This is a genomic window from Mixta hanseatica, from assembly GCF_023517775.1.
GTDB classification, from domain to species: Bacteria; Pseudomonadota; Gammaproteobacteria; order Enterobacterales; family Enterobacteriaceae; genus Mixta; species Mixta hanseatica.
This window is the reverse complement of record NZ_CP082904.1, coordinates 3,408,494-3,421,082: the sequence shown is the minus strand read 5'-3', so window position 1 is coordinate 3,421,082 and position 12,589 is coordinate 3,408,494. Positions and strand designations below refer to the sequence as shown.

The window sequence follows — 12,589 nt, the reverse complement described above, 5'->3', positions numbered from 1 at the left end:
GGGGATAATGTCTGTACTCGATCTCGCAGCACTGAATGAGTTACCGAAGGTTGAGCGCATCATGGCGCTGGCTGAGGTGAATACGCAACTGGAAGCGCTCTCCGCCGAGGATCGCGTGATCTGGGCGCTGGAAAATCTGCCGGGTGAGTTTGTTCTCTCTTCCAGCTTTGGTATTCAGGCGGCGGTATCGCTGCATCTGGTGACGCGCCAGAAGCCAGACATCCCGGTGATCCTGACCGATACCGGCTATCTGTTCCCAGAGACCTATCGCTTTATCGATGAGCTGACGGAGAAGCTGGATCTGAACCTGAAGATATTTCGTGCGGAGCAGTCGCCGGCGTGGCAGGAAGCGCGCTACGGCAAGCTGTGGGAGCAGGGCGTGGAAGGGATTGAGCGCTATAACGAAATTAATAAGGTTGAGCCGATGAACCGGGCGTTGCAGACGCTCGGCGCGCAGAGCTGGTTTGCCGGTTTGCGGCGCGAGCAGTCTGGCAGCCGCGCTAATTTGCCGGTACTGGCGGTGCAGCGCGAGGTGTTTAAAGTGCTGCCGATTATCGACTGGGATAACCGTCAGGTTTATCAATATCTGCAGCAGCACGGCCTGGGTTATCACCCACTGTGGGATGAAGGCTATCTTTCCGTGGGCGATACGCATACCACGCGTAAGTGGGAGCCAGGCATGGCTGAGGAAGAGACGCGCTTCTTCGGCTTAAAACGCGAATGCGGGCTGCACGAGTAAGGCTCTGTAGCGGATTAAAAAGGCGACTGAGAGGTCGCCTTTTTTGCATCGTTGATTAGGCGTTGTCTGTTGGCTAACTCTCGGCCAGCGCCTTTAACGCCTCTGAGGTCAGCGAAATATTCACTTTGATCACCTCGTAATGGGCAACTGCGACAAAAGGATCTTCAGCCAGAATGGTATCCAGACGGCTGCGATCGATATCTTTCGCCATAATCACGCCGCCGCTGCGTGGATCTTTACGGCCCGCGGCGATAAAAACGTCAGCGTCGAAGTAGCGTTTCAGCCAGCTAAGATGCGCGTCGGTCAGGGCTTCAACTTCTTCAATCGGGCGATGGTAGCTCAGGTTAATAATATACATTACGACTCCTTCTTCGCTGCGGGTGGATTAGCCAGCTCGTTAATCAGAGGAAACAGAATACGCACGCTGTCGCGCGTGCGGGCGCTGATGCGTCCGGGCAACCAACGGTCAAGATAGTTTAAATTATCCCGCTCGGTTTGGTGATGGCTGATGCCCTGTGGGAAATGACGTGACGCGGCCCGCTGCTGCGTGCCATCTTTCTTGCCCAGATCCCAGTTAGCGGCGCGTACCGTCAGCAGTGGAAAGCCCGCATCGTCAAACGCGTTTGGCAGCGGATAAGCCGCGCTATGGGCAGGGCGCGTGGCGGCGTTGATCCCATAACGATGAGCGATATCCAGCGCACGATCGCGCGTTTGCTTGATTACCGCCGAGGCGGTATTTTTCCCGCTGTTAAAATAGAGCCGGTCGCCGACAATTAAACTATCAAGATCGATCACTAACAGGGTATTTTTGCGATCGGCCGCTTTCATCCGGGCGATATAAGCCTCCATGCCGTGCAAATCTTGCTGGTGCGCGCTAAGCGCCACAAAGCGAACGCCGTAATGCAGCGGCTGATGGCTAAGCTGCTGCGCCAGCTCCAGCATGACGCCAAGTCCGGAGGCGTTATCATCCGCTCCCTGAAGGCGCAAACCGCCGATATCTTTCTGGGTTTCTTCTTCGCTTAACGGCCGCCAGGTATCCAGATGCGCAACCACTAAAATTTCCTGCGGCACTTCGCCAGCATGTGCGGCGATCACCGACGTGGCGGTAAGATTGCGCCAGTGCATCTTGCCATTATTGTCGCGCCATGGCGCTTTGGTTTTGAAATCGCGTTTATCGCTCTTATAACCCATCCCGACAAACTGTTGCTGGAGATAGTCGGCGGTAAGCAGCTCTGCCGGGCTACCCGCCATGCGACCGGGAAACCAGGTGGCGATATGACGTAGCTGCTGTTCGGCAAACTGGCCGGGAACCGGAGAGCTGGCGCTAACCGGCAAACTGATGCCGCAGCTGAGCAGCGCGGCCAACGCGCTCAGGCGGAGCAAGGAAAACATACCATAGTCCTTAAACGTCATCCGGTGACGCTGAAGCGAAATAATTTTGCGTAGATAGTATGAAATTGTGATGCGGATTGCACAATTTCAATTGCTCTTAAATACCCGAAATATCATCTGTTAAGCATCTTTTATGCAAAGCTTTGCCGGGGCTTTATTCCATTCAGTAACTACTCATTCCAATTCGTAATTTCATCTGCCGGAAGCAGCAGTCGTATAGTCGCGTTAACTTTTTGTTATTTAATGTAAGGTCGACGTGGATTATCTCCCTATATTTGCCGATCTAAAAGCCAAACCGGTACTGGTTGTCGGCGGCGGCGACGTGGCGGCGCGCAAAATCGAACTGCTGCGCCGCGCTGGCGCGCAGGTGCAAATTGCCGCGCGCGCGCTCTGCCCGGAACTTCAGGCGCTGGCGGATAACCAGCAGGTTGAGTGGCTGGCGACGTATTTCGAAGAACCGCAGCTTGATCGGGTTTATCTGGTGATCGCTGCGACCGATAACAGCGAGCTGAACGCCCGGGTTTTTGCAGCCGCCAGTGAGCGTCGGCTGCTGGCCAACGTGGTCGACGATCAGCCGAAATGCTCCTTTATCTTTCCCTCGATTGTCGACCGATCGCCGCTGGTGGTCGCCATCTCTTCCAGCGGTACCGCGCCGGTGCTGGCGCGCATGCTGCGTGAAAAACTGGAAACCCTGCTGCCTGCCAATCTCGGCGCGATGGCGCAGGTGGCGGGCGAATGGCGCGACAAAGTCAAACAGCGCTTCAGCAAAATATCCGATCGCCGTCGCTTTTGGGAGCGTGCCTTCAACGGTCTGTTTGCCAGCCAGATGGCGGCCGGCAACGTGCAGGGCGCAAAGCAAACGCTGGATGCGCAGCTAACGGAAGAGACGACCCATCAGGGCGAGATTATTTTAGTCGGCGCCGGGCCGGGCGATGCTGGTCTGCTGACGCTGCGGGCCCTGCAGGTAATGCAGCAGGCGGATGTGGTGCTGTATGACCATCTGGTTAGCGACGAGATTCTGGATCTGGTGCGACGCGACGCCGATCGCCTGTGCGTGGGGAAACGCGCCGGCGCGCACTCGGTGGCGCAGGAAGAGACCAATCGCTTACTGGTTTCGCTGGCCAGCAAGGGCAAACGCGTGGTGCGCCTGAAAGGCGGCGATCCCTTTATTTTTGGTCGCGGCGGTGAAGAACTGCAGGCGGCGGCGGAAGCGGGCATTCCTTTTCAGGTGGTGCCTGGCGTCACCGCAGCCTCTGGTGCAACCGCCTATGCCGGCATCCCGTTAACCCATCGCGATTATGCCCAGAGCGTGCTGTTTATTACCGGACACTGCCGTGCCGACGGTCAGGCGATTGACTGGCCGTCGCTGGCGCGTGCGCATCAAACGCTGGCGATCTACATGGGTACGGTAAAGGCGGCGGAAATCGCCGAACAGCTTATCGCTCACGGGCGCGCGGCCTCCACGCCGGTTGCCGTTATTGGCCGCGGCACGCGACAGGATCAGCAGGTACTGACCGGGACGCTGGAACAGCTGGAACAGCTGGCGCAGCAGGCGCCGACGCCGGCGCTGCTGGTGATTGGCGAAGTGGTTAATCTCCACGCACAGCTGGCCTGGTTTCAACATTCAGCACAGCAGGCCGGACGCGATTCCGCCGTTGTGAATTTGGCTTGAGGAAAAATCATGGATCAAAAACGACTGACTCATCTGCGTCAACTGGAGGCGGAAAGTATCCATATTATCCGCGAAGTGGCGGCGGAATTTGGTAATCCGGTAATGCTTTACTCCATTGGTAAAGATTCATCGGTCATGCTGCATCTGGCGCGCAAAGCTTTCTACCCGGGTACGCTGCCGTTCCCGCTGCTGCACGTTGATACCGGCTGGAAATTCCGTGAAATGTATGAGTTTCGCGATCGCACGGTAAAAGAGATTGGCGCGGAGCTGATTGTTCATCGCAACCCGGAAGGGGTAGCGATGGGGATTAATCCCTTTGTGCACGGCAGCGCCAAGCACACCGATATCATGAAAACCGAAGGTCTGAAGCAGGCGCTGAACAAATATGGTTTCGATGCCGCTTTTGGCGGCGCGCGGCGCGATGAAGAAAAGTCGCGGGCGAAAGAGCGGATTTACTCTTTCCGCGATCGCTTCCACCGCTGGGATCCCAAAAACCAGCGTCCGGAGCTGTGGCATAACTACAACGGGCAGATTAATAAAGGCGAAAGCATTCGCGTCTTCCCGCTTTCTAACTGGACCGAGCTGGATATCTGGCAGTACATCTTCCTGGAAAATATTGAAATCGTGCCGCTCTATCTGGCCGCCGAACGTCCGGTGCTGGAGCGTGACGGCATGCTGATGATGATTGATGACGATCGTATCGATCTGCAGCCGAACGAAGAGGTGAAGCCGCGCATGGTGCGTTTCCGTACCCTGGGCTGCTGGCCGCTGACCGGCGCGGTGGAGTCGTCAGCGCAAACGCTGCCGGAAATTATTGAAGAGATGCTGGTTTCCACCACCAGCGAGCGACAGGGCCGCGTGATCGACCGCGACCAGGCTGGCTCAATGGAGCTGAAGAAACGTCAGGGTTATTTCTAAGGGGACGCCAGATGAATACCGTTATTGCACAACAGATCGCCGACAAGGGCGGGGTGGAAGCCTGGCTGCATGCGCAGCAGCATAAGAGCCTGCTGCGTTTTCTTACCTGCGGCAGCGTGGACGATGGCAAAAGTACGTTAATTGGCCGCCTGCTGCATGACACGCGGCAGATTTATGAAGATCAGCTCTCCTCGCTGCATAATGACAGCAAGCGCCACGGCACCCAGGGCGAAAAGCTTGATCTGGCGCTGTTGGTGGATGGCCTGCAGGCAGAGCGCGAGCAGGGCATCACCATTGATGTCGCTTACCGCTATTTCTCTACCGAAAAACGTAAGTTTATTATTGCCGACACGCCGGGACATGAGCAGTACACGCGCAATATGGCTACCGGCGCCTCAACCTGCGATTTGGCGATCCTGTTGATTGACGCGCGTAAAGGCGTACTGGATCAGACGCGTCGTCACAGCTTTATCTCTACGCTGCTGGGCATTAAACACCTGGTGGTGGCGATCAATAAAATGGATCTGGTGGAGTACAGCCAGGATCGCTTTGAGCAGATCAAACAGGAATATTTTGATTTCGCGGCGCAGTTGCCGGGCGATGTGGATATCCGTTTTGTGCCGATGTCGGCGCTGGAAGGCGATAACGTCGCGACGCAGAGCGCCACCATGAGCTGGTACAGCGGCCCGACGCTGCTGGACGTGCTGGAAACGGTGGAAGTTAACCGCGTGGTGGAAAGCCAGCCGATGCGTTTCCCGGTGCAGTACGTTAACCGGCCTAACCTTGATTTCCGCGGCTATGCCGGTACGCTGGCATCGGGTATTCTGCGCGTCGGCCAGCGCGTGAAAGTGCTGCCTTCCGGCGTGGAGTCAAGCGTGGCGCGCATCGTGACCTTTGATGGCGATTTGCCGGAAGCGGGCCCGGGCGAAGCGGTGACCATCGTATTAAATGATGAAATCGATATTAGCCGCGGCGATCTGCTGGTGGCGGCGGATGAGACGCTGAAAGCGGTGCAGGGCGCATCCGTCGATGTGGTCTGGATGGCGGAACAGGCGCTGACGCCGGGTCAGAGCTTTGATGTGAAAATTGCCGGTAAGAAAAGCCGCGCCCGCATTGAAAGCATCGATTACCAGGTCAATATCAACAACCTGACCCATAACAATCAGGTGGAAGCGCTGCCCTTGAATGGCATCGGGCTGGTAAACGTGACCTTTGATGAGCCGATGGTACTGGACGCCTATCAACAAAATCCGGTCACCGGCGGGATGATCTTTATCGATCGCCTGACCAACGTGACCGTCGGCGCCGGGATGATCCGTCAGCCGCAGCAGCAGGCAAGCGCCAGCCACGGTGAGTTCTCCGCCTTTGAGCTGGAGCTGAACGCGTTGATCCGTCGACACTTCCCACACTGGGAAGCACGCGATCTGCTGGCGGGCAAATAATAAGATGGCGACGCATAACGAGAATGTGGTCTGGCACGCGCACGCGGTAACGCGTGCCGATCGTCAGCGGCAGCATGGTCACCGGGGCGTAGTGCTCTGGTTTACCGGCCTCTCCGGCTCCGGGAAGTCTACGGTAGCCGGGGCGCTGGAGCAGGCGCTGCATCAGCTGGGCGTCAGCACCTATCTGCTGGATGGCGATAATGTGCGTCACGGATTGTGCCGCGACTTAGGCTTCAGCGACGCCGACCGTAAAGAGAACATCCGCCGCGTGGGCGAAGTCGCCAGGCTGATGGTAGATGCCGGGCTGGTGGTATTGACCGCCTTTATTTCGCCCCATCGCGCAGAACGGCAGATGGTGCGTGAAATGTTGGGCGCCGGGGAGTTTATCGAGGTATTTGTCGATACGCCGCTGGCAATTTGCGAAGCGCGCGATCCGAAAGGGCTGTATAAAAAAGCGCGGGCGGGCGAGTTGCGCAATTTTACCGGTATCGACTCGGTTTATGAGGCGCCGGAACAGCCGGAAATCCATCTTGATGGCGAACAATTGGTAACAAAATTAACCGCGCAACTGTTAGATCTACTGCGTCGGCACGATATTATCAACTCCTGAGATTGCAGCGGCAAACTGCCAGAGAGCGGGCCGCTATGCGCAACAACAGGATACCTATGCATAATGTTACACCCCTGCTGGCCCGTAAAAATAACAGTGACCAGGACGATCGTGTCTGGTCTTTCCCCGGTGGCGTAATCGGTTTTGTTTCTTACTGGTGCGCCCTGGCGATCCCGTTTCTGCTGTATGGCTCTAATACGCTGTTTTTCCTGCTCTATACCTGGCCTTTTTTCCTCGCTTTGCTGCCGGTTGCCGTGTTGATCGGCATCGCTTTCGGCCTGCTGCTGCGCGGTCAGCTTATCTGGACGCTGCTGCTGACGCTGGTCACTGTCACCTGCCTTTTCTGGTTGCTCTTTTCCTGGCTCACCGGCTGGTAAGCGCGCGCCCTGGCTTTTTGCCGCCGCGACAGGCATCCGCGTCTGGCCCGTCACCACCTTTTTTCTCTCCTCCGTCGATGATCAAACGCGACGACGCGTTACAAATCTTTACCTGCTGCGCTATTTCCAGGCTCAGCGTGCAGAAAGCGGCGCAATTTCGCCGGTAGAGTGGAGTCCGGTGAAAAGTTATGGGATGATTGGGCCGTTTTTCAGGGGGCGGGGATGGGAAAACTGACGCTGCTGTTACTTGCATTACTGGTTTGGCTGCAGTATTCGCTGTGGCTGGGCAAGAATGGTATTCATGATTACACCCGCGTCAGCGATGACGTAGTGGTACAACAGGCGAGTAATGCCAAATTAAAAGCGCGTAACGATCAGCTGTTTGCCGAAATCGACGACCTAAACGGCGGTTCGGAAGCAATTGAGGAGCGCGCGCGCAATGAGCTGGGGATGATTAGACCCGGCGAGACCTTCTATCGCCTGGTGCCGGATCAAAATAGACGTAACGGGCAGCAGGCTTTGCCAAATCAACAACGATAGCAATGACCACTATAACTGACGCCTGGCCGGATATTATCGCCGTGGTGCCCGCTGCCGGTATCGGTAGCCGTATGCAATCGGGGCGCCCTAAGCAGTACCTGACCATCGGTCAGTCCACCATTCTGGAGCACAGCATTGCCAGCCTGCTGGCACATCCGGCGATTAACCGGGTGATTGTTGCGCTGAGTCCGGACGATAACTATTTTCAGCAACTGCCGCTGGCCAGCGACAGCCGTATTGTTACGGTAACCGGCGGGAAACAGCGGGCCGACTCGGTACTGGCGGGCCTGCAGGCGGCGAAACAAGCCGAGTGGGCGCTGGTGCACGACGCGGCGCGTCCCTGTCTGACCGCGGACGACCTGAGCCGCTTGCTCTCTGTTAGCCGTCATAGCCGCATTGGCGGCATTCTTGCCGCGCCGGTGCGCGACACGATGAAGCGCAGCGAGCCGGGCAAAGACGCCATTGCACATACGGTTGAACGTGAAGCCTTATGGCATGCCCTGACGCCCCAGCTGTTTCCTTTAGCGCTGCTGCGACAGTGCCTGGAGCGGGCGTTAAATGAAGGCGCCAACATTACTGATGAGGCCTCAGCGCTGGAATATTGTGGTTATCATCCTGAATTGATCGCTGGCCGCAGCGATAACATTAAAGTCACGCGCCCGGAAGATCTGGCGCTGGCGACATTTTATCTTACTCAACGACATAATAAGGAGTGCGCATAATGCGTATTGGTCACGGTTTTGACGTCCATGCTTTCGGTGGCGAAGGCCCGTTGATTATTGGCGGCGTGCGGATTCCGTTTGAAAAAGGCTTTATTGCCCATTCCGATGGCGATGTGGCGTTGCATGCTCTGACGGATGCGCTGCTGGGTGCCGCCGCAATGGGTGATATCGGCAAGCTTTTTCCCGATACCGATCCGGCGTTTAAAGGCGCAGACAGCCGTGGGCTGCTGCGTGAAGCCTGGCAGCGCATTCAGGCCAAAGGCTATCGGCTGGTCAATGTCGATGTCACTATCATCGCCCAGGCGCCGAAAATGTTGCCGCACGTCCCGCAAATGCGCATCCATATCGCCGAAGATCTCGGCTGCCATATGGATGACGTCAATGTTAAAGCGACTACCACCGAGAAACTGGGCTTTACCGGTCGGGGCGAAGGTATTGCCTGCGAAGCCGTGGCGCTGATTGCGCGGGCGGAGGCATAATGGCCTTACCTGAATGGCAGTGGCTGTACGGTAAACCGGCGGTTCGCGGGCAATTAAAGGCGCGCCCGGAAGATTTCGTGGTGGTTGAAGATCTGGGCTACGAGGCGGACGGCGAGGGCGAGCATCTGCTGGTGCGCATCCGTAAAACCGGCTGCAATACTCGCTTCGTCGCCGATGCGCTGGCGAAGTTTGCCGGCATTCATCCACGCGATGTCAGCTTTGCCGGGATGAAGGATCGCCATGCGGTCACCGAGCAAACGCTGTGTTTGCGTCTGCCGGGCAAAGAGACGCCCGATTTCTCCTCGTTTACGCTGGAAGGCTGCGAGATCCTGCATCTGGCGCGTCATAAACGTAAATTACGCACCGGCGCGCTGGCGGGTAACGCTTTCCAGCTGGTGCTGCGCAATATCAGCGATCGCGCGGCGCTGGAAGAGCGGCTGCAACATGTGCAAAACGGCGGCGCGCCTAACTATTTCGGCCAACAGCGTTTTGGTTTCCAGGGCAATAACCTGGAGCAGGCGAAACGCTGGGCGAATAATGAGATTCGCGTGCGCGAACGCAATAAGCGCAGCTTTCTGCTTTCAGCGGCGCGCAGCGTGATGTTTAATCAGGTGGTCAGCGATCGGCTGGCGCAGCAGGGCGGTCTGACGCAGGCGATGGCCGGCGATGCGCTACAGCTGACCGGGCGCGGCAGCTGGTTTGTCGCCGCGGCGGAAGAGCTGCCGCAGCTGCAAACGCGCATTGACAATAATGAGCTGCGCATTACTGCGCCGTTGCCCGGCAGCGGTGAGTGGGGCAGCCGTGACGCCGCGCTGGCCTTTGAGCAGCAAATCCTGGCCGACAGCGACAGCACGTCGTTTATCCAGCTGCTTGAGCGTGAGCGAGTAGAAGCCGCGCGCCGGGCGATGCTGGTTATCCCACGCGACCTGCGCTGGACCTGGCGCGATGATGCCACGCTGGAACTCAGTTTTTGGCTGCCGGCGGGCAGTTTCGCCACCAGCATAGTCAGGGAACTTTTCGAACTGGAAGGTAACGATGCGGATATTGCTGAGTAATGATGATGGGATCCATGCGCCAGGCATTCAGACCCTGGCAAAAGCCCTGCGCGAAATCGCCGAGGTGCAGGTCGTTGCGCCCGATCGTAACCGCAGCGGCGCCTCAAACTCGCTGACGCTGGAAACCCCGTTACGTACTTTTTCTTATCCTAATGGGGATATCGCCGTGCAGATGGGCACGCCCACCGACTGCGTATTCCTTGGCGTCAATACGTTGATGCGTCCAAAGCCGGATATCGTGGTTTCCGGTATTAATGCCGGGCCGAATTTAGGCGATGACGTCATCTATTCCGGCACGGTAGCGGCCGCGATGGAAGGGCGACATTTAGGACTGCCGGCGCTGGCGGTTTCGCTGGACGGTCAGCAACATTATGAAACCGCCGCCGCGGTAACCTGCGCTATTTTGCAGGGGTTGCAGAGTGAACCGCTGCGCACAGGACGTATCCTGAATATTAATGTTCCCGATCTGCCGCTGGACCAAATCAAAGGTATCCGCGTCACGCGCTGTGGCAGCCGCCATCCCGCCGATAAAGTTATTCCCCAGCAAGATCCACGCGGCAATACGCTTTACTGGATCGGCCCGCCGGGCGATAAGCATGATGCTGGTCCCGATACCGATTTCGCCGCCGTCGATGAAGGCTATGTCTCCATTACGGCGCTGCATGTCGATCTCACCGCCCATCAGGCGCAAGAGGTGGTAGCGAGTTGGTTGACAAAAGCCGGAGTCGAGTCGCTATGGTAAGCAGACGCATCGAAGCCTTACTGGATCAGCTACGTCAGCAGGGCATTGAGGATGAGCTTTTACTTAAAGCGATTGGCGACGTGCCGCGCGAGCGCTTCGTTGATGAAGCGCTGGAACATCAGGCATGGGAAAACATGTCACTGCCTATTGGCTCCGGGCAAACCATTTCGCAGCCCTATATGGTGGCGAAAATGACCTCGCTGCTGGAGCTGAAGCCCGATTCACGGGTGCTGGAGATCGGCACCGGTTCGGGCTATCAAACGGCCATTCTGGCCCATCTGGTCGATCACGTTTGTTCCGTTGAGCGGATTAAAGGGCTGCAATGGCAGGCGAAGCGCCGTTTAAAACAGCTGGACCTGCATAATGTCTCAACGCGTCACGGCGACGGCTGGCAAGGCTGGGCGGCACGCGCGCCGTTTGATGCCATAATTGTCACCGCCGCGCCGCCGGAAATCCCTGAAGCTTTACTGGCTCAGCTGGATGAGGGCGGCATTATGGTTTTGCCGGTTGGGGAGGAAGTACAGCAGCTTAAACGCATTCGGCGTAAGGGCGGCGAGTTTATGGTCGATATCATTGAGCCGGTACGTTTTGTGCCGCTGGTACAGGGCGATCTTGCCTGATCGGCCCGGCGATAAACGATGCATTTCTTCACAACTGATTAATGGCACAGGAATTGGGTTGTTGTTAGTATCAGCCATTCCATTCGTCAGCAATGGATAACGGACGTAAACCATTACGTTCGTCGTTTCAAGGCTCGTCACAGGTTTGTTATCACGGGGGATAAATGAGCACAGGAAGCCCACTTTTTACTTTGAGCCGCCTTGCGGCTGTTTCATTAATTGGATTTTGGCTGACGGGTTGTACTTCTGATGATAATGCTCAGGCTCCTATTAGTACAGTTGGCGGACAGCCGCAGGCTCAGAGCGGCAATGCCGGCTCGGGTGGCATGCTAAACGGCGCGCCATCCTCGCGACCGGTGTTTGCGTCCGCTTCCAATAGTAATAATCCTAATGTAATGACGCAAAATGGCCGTATCGTTTATAACCGCAGTTATGAGAATATTCCGAAAGGTAGCTACAGCGGCGAGACCTACACGGTTAAACGAGGCGACACATTGTTCTATATTGCCTGGATTACCGGCAATGATTTTCGCGATTTAGCGCAGCGCAATAATATCGCTGCGCCTTACAACCTCAATGTGGGTCAGGCTTTGCAGGTTGGTAACGGCTCAGGTTCACCGATTACCGGCGGCAATGCGATCACGCTAGCGGATGCGACGCAAGGGGGAGTGCCGACCACTCCAGGCTCGTCACAAATCAAATCTTCTACGGTTGCGCAGCAACCGGTTATTACGTATTCTGATGATTCAGGAAAATCAGGTGGGGGCAAGATGTTGCCTTCAACGGGGACTACAACTGTTGCAACGACAACAGCCCCGGTTACCGCACCGCCGACGGTGAGCAGTACAACGTCCAGTTCAACCCCTGTGGCTGGTTGGCGTTGGCCTACCGACGGTAAGATTATCGATAACTTTTCTGCTGCCGAAGGCGGCAATAAAGGGATCGATATCGCAGGATCGCGAGGACAGCCAGTGGTTGCCACCGCATCCGGTCGTGTAGTGTATGCAGGTAATGCGCTGCGCGGTTACGGTAATCTGATTATCATCAAACATAATGATGATTACTTGAGTGCCTACGCCCATAACGACACTATGCTGGTCCGGGAACAACAAGAAGTTAAGGCGGGGCAGAAAATAGCTACTATGGGTAGCACCGGTACCAGTTCAGTAAGATTACATTTTGAAATTCGTTACAAGGGGAAATCCGTCAACCCGTTGCGTTATTTACCGCAGCGATAAACGGGCAGAGCCTTGAAGTTCTGCCCAGGGATCACGGGTAGGA

General features: G+C 56.6%; 15 protein-coding genes. 13 read left to right on the top strand and 2 right to left on the bottom strand.

The annotated features are described in order from the left end of the window. Positions 1–7 precede the first annotated feature (7 nt). A complete protein-coding gene (locus tag K6958_RS16330; RefSeq protein ID WP_249892090.1) occupies positions 8–739 on the top strand; it encodes a phosphoadenylyl-sulfate reductase in 732 nt (243 codons plus the stop codon). A gap of 73 nt (positions 740–812) precedes the next feature. Here the strand turns inward: K6958_RS16330 and K6958_RS16325 are convergent, their stop codons facing one another. Beyond that, the gene (locus K6958_RS16325; protein WP_249892089.1) at positions 813–1,097 is read right to left on the bottom strand and encodes a YciI family protein; all 285 of its coding nucleotides are present in this window, start codon (positions 1,095–1,097) and stop codon (positions 813–815) included. Then, positions 1,097–2,131 (bottom strand): aminopeptidase, encoded by a 1,035-nt coding sequence (locus tag K6958_RS16320; protein WP_249892088.1) that lies wholly within the window; start codon positions 2,129–2,131, stop codon positions 1,097–1,099. The genes K6958_RS16325 and K6958_RS16320 overlap by 1 nt, the downstream gene beginning before the upstream one ends. A gap of 256 nt (positions 2,132–2,387) precedes the next feature. Here K6958_RS16320 and cysG point away from each other — a divergent pair, with 256 nt between their 5' ends. From cysG to nlpD, 12 genes are all read left to right on the top strand, one after another. Continuing rightward, the gene (gene cysG / locus K6958_RS16315) at positions 2,388–3,803 is read left to right on the top strand and encodes a siroheme synthase CysG (RefSeq protein WP_249892087.1); all 1,416 of its coding nucleotides are present in this window, start codon (positions 2,388–2,390) and stop codon (positions 3,801–3,803) included. 9 nt (positions 3,804–3,812) lie between these two features. Continuing rightward, positions 3,813–4,721, top strand: a complete 909-nt coding sequence (cysD, locus tag K6958_RS16310) for a sulfate adenylyltransferase subunit CysD (RefSeq protein WP_249892086.1) — start codon at positions 3,813–3,815, stop codon at positions 4,719–4,721. 11 nt (positions 4,722–4,732) lie between these two features. Beyond that, a complete protein-coding gene (cysN, locus tag K6958_RS16305; RefSeq protein ID WP_249892085.1) occupies positions 4,733–6,163 on the top strand; it encodes a sulfate adenylyltransferase subunit CysN in 1,431 nt (476 codons plus the stop codon). Between the two features lie 4 nt (positions 6,164–6,167). Further along, entirely contained in the window at positions 6,168–6,773 is a 606-nt protein-coding gene (gene cysC / locus K6958_RS16300) for an adenylyl-sulfate kinase (protein ID WP_249892084.1), read from the top strand. Positions 6,774–6,829: 56 nt separating this feature from the next. Next, positions 6,830–7,150: a DUF3561 family protein gene (locus tag K6958_RS16295; protein WP_249892083.1), complete on the top strand. Its 321-nt coding sequence runs from the start codon at positions 6,830–6,832 to the stop codon at positions 7,148–7,150. Between the two features lie 222 nt (positions 7,151–7,372). Next, positions 7,373–7,690 carry a cell division protein FtsB gene (gene ftsB / locus K6958_RS16290; RefSeq protein ID WP_249892082.1) on the top strand — a complete coding sequence of 106 codons (318 nt, stop codon included), beginning with the start codon at positions 7,373–7,375 and terminating at the stop codon, positions 7,688–7,690. A 2-nt stretch (positions 7,691–7,692) separates the two neighbouring features. After that, positions 7,693–8,412: a 2-C-methyl-D-erythritol 4-phosphate cytidylyltransferase gene (ispD, locus tag K6958_RS16285; RefSeq protein ID WP_249892081.1), complete on the top strand. Its 720-nt coding sequence runs from the start codon at positions 7,693–7,695 to the stop codon at positions 8,410–8,412. Beyond that, on the top strand, positions 8,412–8,891 hold the full coding sequence (gene ispF / locus K6958_RS16280) for a 2-C-methyl-D-erythritol 2,4-cyclodiphosphate synthase (RefSeq protein WP_249892080.1): 480 nt from the start codon (positions 8,412–8,414) through the stop codon (positions 8,889–8,891). Before ispD ends, ispF begins: the two co-directional genes overlap by 1 nt. Next, positions 8,891–9,946, top strand: a complete 1,056-nt coding sequence (truD, locus tag K6958_RS16275; protein ID WP_249892079.1) for a tRNA pseudouridine(13) synthase TruD — start codon at positions 8,891–8,893, stop codon at positions 9,944–9,946. Before ispF ends, truD begins: the two co-directional genes overlap by 1 nt. Beyond that, entirely contained in the window at positions 9,927–10,688 is a 762-nt protein-coding gene (gene surE, locus K6958_RS16270) for a 5'/3'-nucleotidase SurE (protein WP_249892078.1), read from the top strand. Before truD ends, surE begins: the two co-directional genes overlap by 20 nt. Beyond that, positions 10,682–11,308, top strand: a complete 627-nt coding sequence (locus K6958_RS16265) for a protein-L-isoaspartate(D-aspartate) O-methyltransferase (protein ID WP_249892077.1) — start codon at positions 10,682–10,684, stop codon at positions 11,306–11,308. Before surE ends, K6958_RS16265 begins: the two co-directional genes overlap by 7 nt. Before the next feature lie 164 nt (positions 11,309–11,472). Further along, positions 11,473–12,546 (top strand): murein hydrolase activator NlpD, encoded by a 1,074-nt coding sequence (gene nlpD / locus K6958_RS16260; RefSeq protein WP_249892076.1) that lies wholly within the window; start codon positions 11,473–11,475, stop codon positions 12,544–12,546. The last annotated feature ends 43 nt before the right edge of the window (positions 12,547–12,589 follow it).

What these genes read in the sequence shown, in the direction of transcription:
- K6958_RS16330 (WP_249892090.1), top strand. Translation starts at nt 8, where the DNA reads ATGTCTGTACTCGATCTCGCAGCACTGAATGAGTTACCGAAGGTTGAG.
- K6958_RS16325 (WP_249892089.1), bottom strand. Translation starts at nt 1,097, where the DNA reads ATGTATATTATTAACCTGAGCTACCATCGCCCGATTGAAGAAGTTGAA.
- K6958_RS16320 (WP_249892088.1), bottom strand. Translation starts at nt 2,131, where the DNA reads ATGTTTTCCTTGCTCCGCCTGAGCGCGTTGGCCGCGCTGCTCAGCTGC.
- cysD (WP_249892086.1), top strand. Translation starts at nt 3,813, where the DNA reads ATGGATCAAAAACGACTGACTCATCTGCGTCAACTGGAGGCGGAAAGT.
- cysN (WP_249892085.1), top strand. Translation starts at nt 4,733, where the DNA reads ATGAATACCGTTATTGCACAACAGATCGCCGACAAGGGCGGGGTGGAA.
- cysC (WP_249892084.1), top strand. Translation starts at nt 6,168, where the DNA reads ATGGCGACGCATAACGAGAATGTGGTCTGGCACGCGCACGCGGTAACG.
- K6958_RS16295 (WP_249892083.1), top strand. Translation starts at nt 6,830, where the DNA reads ATGCATAATGTTACACCCCTGCTGGCCCGTAAAAATAACAGTGACCAG.
- ftsB (WP_249892082.1), top strand. Translation starts at nt 7,373, where the DNA reads ATGGGAAAACTGACGCTGCTGTTACTTGCATTACTGGTTTGGCTGCAG.
- ispD (WP_249892081.1), top strand. Translation starts at nt 7,693, where the DNA reads ATGACCACTATAACTGACGCCTGGCCGGATATTATCGCCGTGGTGCCC.
- ispF (WP_249892080.1), top strand. Translation starts at nt 8,412, where the DNA reads ATGCGTATTGGTCACGGTTTTGACGTCCATGCTTTCGGTGGCGAAGGC.
- truD (WP_249892079.1), top strand. Translation starts at nt 8,891, where the DNA reads ATGGCCTTACCTGAATGGCAGTGGCTGTACGGTAAACCGGCGGTTCGC.
- surE (WP_249892078.1), top strand. Translation starts at nt 9,927, where the DNA reads ATGCGGATATTGCTGAGTAATGATGATGGGATCCATGCGCCAGGCATT.
- K6958_RS16265 (WP_249892077.1), top strand. Translation starts at nt 10,682, where the DNA reads ATGGTAAGCAGACGCATCGAAGCCTTACTGGATCAGCTACGTCAGCAG.
- nlpD (WP_249892076.1), top strand. Translation starts at nt 11,473, where the DNA reads ATGAGCACAGGAAGCCCACTTTTTACTTTGAGCCGCCTTGCGGCTGTT.